General features: G+C 47.7%; 5 protein-coding genes. 3 read left to right on the top strand and 2 right to left on the bottom strand.

Annotated features, from left to right (window positions below):
* Positions 1-173: 173 nt before the first annotated feature.
* Positions 174-1811 carry a BCCT family transporter gene (locus tag BZG79_RS10715; protein WP_077460140.1) on the bottom strand — a complete coding sequence of 546 codons (1638 nt, stop codon included), beginning with the start codon at positions 1809-1811 and terminating at the stop codon, positions 174-176.
* A gap of 610 nt (positions 1812-2421) precedes the next feature.
* Here BZG79_RS10715 and BZG79_RS10710 point away from each other — a divergent pair.
* Both BZG79_RS10710 and yjjG read left to right on the top strand, forming a co-directional pair.
* Positions 2422-3645: a NupC/NupG family nucleoside CNT transporter gene (locus BZG79_RS10710; RefSeq protein ID WP_077774377.1), complete on the top strand. Its 1224-nt coding sequence runs from the start codon at positions 2422-2424 to the stop codon at positions 3643-3645.
* Positions 3646-3767: 122 nt separating this feature from the next.
* Positions 3768-4439 (top strand): pyrimidine 5'-nucleotidase, encoded by a 672-nt coding sequence (gene yjjG / locus BZG79_RS10705; protein WP_077668862.1) that lies wholly within the window; start codon positions 3768-3770, stop codon positions 4437-4439.
* Positions 4440-4567: 128 nt separating this feature from the next.
* Here yjjG and BZG79_RS10700 read toward each other — a convergent pair whose 3' ends face one another.
* Positions 4568-4873 carry a hypothetical protein gene (locus tag BZG79_RS10700; RefSeq protein WP_021022504.1) on the bottom strand — a complete coding sequence of 102 codons (306 nt, stop codon included), beginning with the start codon at positions 4871-4873 and terminating at the stop codon, positions 4568-4570.
* 499 nt (positions 4874-5372) lie between these two features.
* On the opposite strand from BZG79_RS10700, the gene BZG79_RS10695 reads away from it, so the two are divergent.
* The coding region (locus BZG79_RS10695) for a fasciclin domain-containing protein (RefSeq protein ID WP_242414163.1) at positions 5373-5719 on the top strand (347 nt) is incomplete at its 3' end.

Genomic DNA, 5719 nt, shown 5'->3' with positions numbered 1-5719 from the left:
CTGGTGAGCTTGGCCAATGTTTAACCACTTCATAACGCTCCGTCTCGAGAGACGAACATTAGCGGCAAAGGGAGGCTGAAAAAAGAGGGCAATAAAACAGAGCTAATAAAAAAGAGGCAACGCATGGTGCGCTGCCTCTTTCATCATTGACTAGATTAACGATGTTTCGCTAACTAGCCTCGCGGCTCTGACATCAAGCCTTTAAACAAGGAGACCGTCGCGACCAACAGCACAATCGTGAATGGGAAACCGGTTGATACCGCCATCGCTTGCAGGGCAACCAAGCCACCGCCAAGGATCAGCGCAACAGCAACCAAGCCCTCGAAAGACGCCCAAAAAACACGCTGTGGTACAGGCACATTCACTTTACCGCCCGCTGAAATGGTATCAATAACCAATGAGCCCGAGTCAGACGAGGTCACAAAGAATACCATAACCAGGATAATCCCGATAAACGAGGTGATTGATGCCAACGGCAAGTCATCCAACATCGCAAACAGCTTGAGTGAAAGCTCCGCATCAGCAACAGCGGTATAGCCTTCATTAACGAACTGACCAATCGCCGTGCCACCAAAGGCGGTCATCCAAAGCACACAGGCCGCTGAAGGGATGATAAGCACACAGGTGATAAATTCACGCACAGTACGACCGCGTGAAACACGCGCAATAAACATACCCACAAATGGRGACCAAGAAATCCACCATGCCCAATAGAAGGAAGTCCAGCCTTGGGTAAAGTTCGCATCTTCACGGCCAAATGGCATAGACAGCGCAGGCAGATTTTGTAGATATGCCCCTAGGTTTCCAAAGAAGCCGGTTAAGATGGCAATCGTTGGACCCACGGCAATCACAAAGATTAGCAGCAACAGTGCCAAAATCATGTTGATTTCAGACAGGCGTTTGACCCCTTTGTCTACCCCTGCAACAACCGAAAGGATCGCCGCGCCCGTAATACCCATCACCAGCATGACTTCGGTGGTATTACCCAGGGGCGTGTCAAACAGATAATGCAGACCGGCGGATGCTTGTGATGCCCCCAAGCCTAGCGAGGTGGCAAGACCAAACAAGGTCGCAATGATCGCGAGAATGTCAATCACGTGCCCTGTCCAACCCCAAACACGTTCACCGAACAGTGGGTAGAACACAGAACGCATGGTCAAAGGCAAGCCTTTGTTATACGCAAACAGTGCCAAGCCTAGAGCCAATACCGCGTAAATCGCCCATGGGTGTAAACCCCAGTGGAAAATAGTCGCAGACATACCTAGGCGACGGGCAGCTTCCGTATCCCCGGCTGCCGCCCCCAAAGGCGCCCAGTCAGTGCGAAGGCCGTCAGCACCGGTTGCCGTTCCACCTAACGCGGTTTGGAAGTGCGTCAATGGTTCAGACACGCCATAGAACATCAAGCCAATGCCCATACCGGCCGCAAAAAGCATCGCGAACCAGCCCGCATAGCCGTAATCCGGTTTGGCCTCAGTACCACCCAATCGGACTTTACCCAGTGGTGACACAACCAGCACTAGACAAGCAACAACAAAAATATTACCTGCAGAAAGGAAGAACCAGTCTAGATTTGAGGTTAGCCATCCACGCAAATCCCCAAAAACAGGACCGATTTGGTTTTGAAATGCCAAGGTGACAAAAATGAAGGCCAAAATTGACAGCCCGGAAATCATAAATACTCGGTTATGAATATCAAAACCAAACGGGCCGAGTTTCAGCGCTACGTTATCCTGACCGACCTGATAGTCAGTATCGATCGGGTTAACCTTCCCGTCTGGTGTCATCATATCTTCATGGCTTTTATCGCTCACGAGTTAACTCCTTAGTCCGTTTATTCGGAAGCCTGTGAGTGTTGGTAGCGAGCTCATTATTTATTGATGTTTAAGCCATCTTTAACATCAATAAAAGATCAGTCATCACCACACAGTCGGCTACATTAACACATCTCGAAAATTTTTTAATTAGGGGCCTAACTAAATGTTCATTTTGTGACCACCCACTAAGAAAAAATCAGCCCGAATCCCGCGTCCTTACTCGCTCAGCGAGTTATTTGAACTCTTTATTTCAGAACTATAAATAATCGTGTCGCTAAGGAAATAGCACTATCCTTGGCCTATTCGAATCATAGCCAGGTTTTATTCTAGATGCCCATGAAAAATAGACACAGTCACCATCAACACTTTTGATGCAACGCAATCTTCACTCACAATGCTGATAGGAAGAACCCGTCTCGAAACCTTTTATAACCAAGATGTCACGCATCATTTACGAGCTACAACACACCTTTTATCAATATAGACACAAGTGCAATTAAATGAACACAAAGAGGGCAAAAAGTGACTCTTGTCACATTATTAAAATCGCGTACAATACCGCCGCAATCGTTTTCCATCCTAAGTTTAACGTTTGCGGAGCAACATCATGCAGTTTGGCATTGGCCTTTTGGGGATTAGTGTCCTCTTCCTTATCGCGGTTGTCTTTTCGGAAAATCGCTCCGCGATTAATTGGCGCACAGTGGGAGGTGCGTTCCTAATACAAATCGTCTTTGCTGGCTTTATCATCTCTGTTCCGCTTGGTCAGCGTATTCTAGCTAACGCATCAGAAGCCGTGTCGGCGATTATTAGTTTTGGCGATATTGGCGCTGWATTTCTGTTTGGTGATCTGGCTAAGTTTAAACTTGGTTTTATTTTCGCTTTTAATGTACTTCCCACCATCGTTTTTTTCTCTGCACTGATCGCTGTGCTTTACCACATTGGGGTCATGACTTGGATCATTCGCCTCATTGGTGGCTTATTGCGCCGCGTACTTGGCACTTCTCGCACTGAGTCCATGTCAGCCACGGCCAATATTTTTGTTGGCTCTGTTGAAGCGCCGTTGGTTGTGAAACCTTTTCTTTCTACCATGACTCGCTCCGAGCTGTTTGCTGTTATGGTGGGCGGGCTCGCCTCAGTCGCCGGCGGCACCATGGTGGGTTACGCAGGCTTGGGGGTAGAGATGAAATACCTGATCGCGGCTGCGTTTATGTCGGCACCTGCTGGGTTAATGATGGCCAAAATAATGGTACCGCAGACCGAATCCCCCATGAATCATGCTCAACACCAAGCGCTCGAAGACGATCAAGATAAACCAGTGAATGTGATTGATGCTGGCACGCAAGGCGCCTTGAGTGGCTTACAAATTGCGATGGCCGTGGGGGCCAGCTTACTCGCCGTGATCAGTATGATTGCGCTGATTAATGGTGGGTTAGGGAAACTGGGGCCTATTTTAAACTTGCCGCAACTAAGCCTTGAGTGGCTATTCGGCTACCTATTTGCACCAGTGGCTTGGCTGATTGGCATTCCCTGGCAAGAGGCGATGACAGCAGGCACCTTGATTGGTAAGAAAATTGCTGTGAATGAATTTGTGGCGTTTGCGGATTTTATGAAGCTAAAAGGGGCGCTCTCTCCCCATAGCCAAGCCATTGTTACGTTTGCGTTATGTGGCTTTGCCAACCTCACCTCAATAGCAATGTTAATGGGTGGCTTGGGCGGCATTGTCCCAGAGCGCCGCGGTGATATCGCCAAATTAGGCATGCGCGCCATTCTTGCCGCAACCTTAGCCAACCTCATGAGTGCCACCTTGGCAGGGCTATACCTCTCCCTTTAATAGCAACATTGCTTTGTGTTTTCGTTATTTATCACCATGGACGGTGAGTCGCTTGTGGAGGCTCGCTAGCAAACCTCTGGGTCTGTTACACTCTTTCACTTTACATTAAGAGAGTTAAATCGATGCGATATCCTTGGGTGCTTTTTGATGCGGATGAAACCCTGTTTCACTTCGATGCGTTTGCGGGACTACAACGTATGTTTTCGCGCTACAATGTCAATTTTGACCATCACGCGTTTGCGGAATACTCAGAGCTAAACAAGCCTTTGTGGGTACAATATCAAGATGGTGAAATTGATGCTCATACGCTACAAACCGAGCGTTTTACGCGTTGGGGAGAGCGTCTTAACGTGGCGCCTGCAACATTGAACCAGGGTTTTTTAGATGCAATGGCTGAGATTTGCGAACCATTGCCAGGCGCGCGCGATCTTATTAGTGCGATCAAGCCACATGCACATATTGGTATCATTACTAACGGATTTACCGCTCTCCAAGATATCCGCCTGGAAAGAACCGGGCTGAAGTCTGCGATTTCAACCTTAGTGATATCCGAGCAAGTGGGCATCGCCAAGCCGGACCCTCGGATCTTTGAACATGCCTTTGAAAAAATGGGAAATCCCCCCAAGGACAAAATCTTAATGGTTGGCGATAATCCACATTCTGATGTGCTGGGTGGCATGCGTGCAGGGATTGATACATGCTGGCTTAATAGCGATAACACACCGTCACCAGCAGGCATTACGCCAACCCATCAAGTCGAGTCACTTTTTGATCTAAAAGCATGGTTGATCTGAAAACGTGGTTGCTCTAAAAACGTGGTTGTGGTTAACCGAAAGGCATAAAAAAAGAGAGCGTAATGCTCTCTTTTTTATGCTCAATGACTCGTGGACAAGATTTGTCCACGATGGCTCACGAACAATGCTTAGCTATGGTCGCCACGTACAAAGGCTGCTTTTTCAGCGTGCTGGCCTTGATCTGTGTTAGCGACATAGTTGACTGAACGGCTGTTCTGGTTTTGTGCATGAATAAATACACGACCAGACTCGTCAGTGACTTTCGCATCCAGACCGGATTCGCTGGTCACTTTCGCACCTTCAACCGCTTGGCCTTGCTCGGTAACGGTTACCCAAGCGCCGCCTTCAGCTGGGGTGACATCGAGGTTTAAACCACCAGCCATTACAGAGGTTGAAGCGAGCGTCAGGGCGAAAATTGCTGCAAGTTTTTTCATGGTTATTTCCTCTTTCGTATCGGGTTGACTGCTATTAAACGCCAATAACGCGGATGCTTTGTCACCTCACTGTCTCTATTTTGAAAAATGGCTATYTTTTGAAAATGCTATTTTTCGCAGAAACTTGCTCACAAAGCATACTCCCTAGAATCGACAGCATGTTCGCGTTATTGCGTTGGAACGAGCACGAGATTACGCCGATAAAAGTGTGCGGACAATCACAATTATGCGAATGAGTTGTTCGAAAAATTTCACGTGAATATCAAGGTAATCAGGCGTAAAAGAAGGAATCGTGGCCAGGAATATTTTTGGCGCTGTGATCGGCTTCATCTCTCTCTTCGTTTTCTACAAGGCAGTCAATTAATCATTCCCAGGAAGTCACCAAGCGTTTGCAATGTTGCATCGCCGTCATGGTGGGGAGTAAAAAATGAAAGGGAGAACAATGATGTTAAAACACACAATGACCAAATTTGCAGTCACTGCCACGTTCCTCGCAAGCATGGGCTCCGCGGTCGCTGCTCACCACAAGGGTGATCATGATATTGTTGATACTGCGATGAAAAATGATGACTTTTCAACGTTGGTCGCAGCAGTAAAAGCCGCTGATCTGGTTGATACATTGAAAGGTGATGGTCCATTTACAGTGTTTGCGCCGACCAATGCTGCCTTTGATAAGCTCCCAGATGGCACCGTAGAAACACTGCTGAAGCCAGAAAATAAAGACAAATTAACAGATATCCTTACTGACCATGTTGTCCCCGGTAAGGTCACAGCCGAGCAAGTTATGGGTATGTCATCAGCAACCACGGTGCAAGGTAGCGACGTGATGATTAAAGTCTCTTACGG

The sequence above is a fragment of the Salinivibrio sp. MA427 genome (assembly GCF_001996115.1).
Lineage (GTDB): Bacteria > Pseudomonadota > Gammaproteobacteria > Enterobacterales > Vibrionaceae > Salinivibrio > Salinivibrio costicola.
Note: the sequence above shows the minus strand (reverse complement) of the source record. Positions and strands in the feature narration are given on the sequence as shown.

What these genes read in the sequence shown, in the direction of transcription:
- yjjG (WP_077668862.1), top strand. Translation starts at nt 3,768, where the DNA reads ATGCGATATCCTTGGGTGCTTTTTGATGCGGATGAAACCCTGTTTCAC.
- BZG79_RS10700 (WP_021022504.1), bottom strand. Translation starts at nt 4,873, where the DNA reads ATGAAAAAACTTGCAGCAATTTTCGCCCTGACGCTCGCTTCAACCTCT.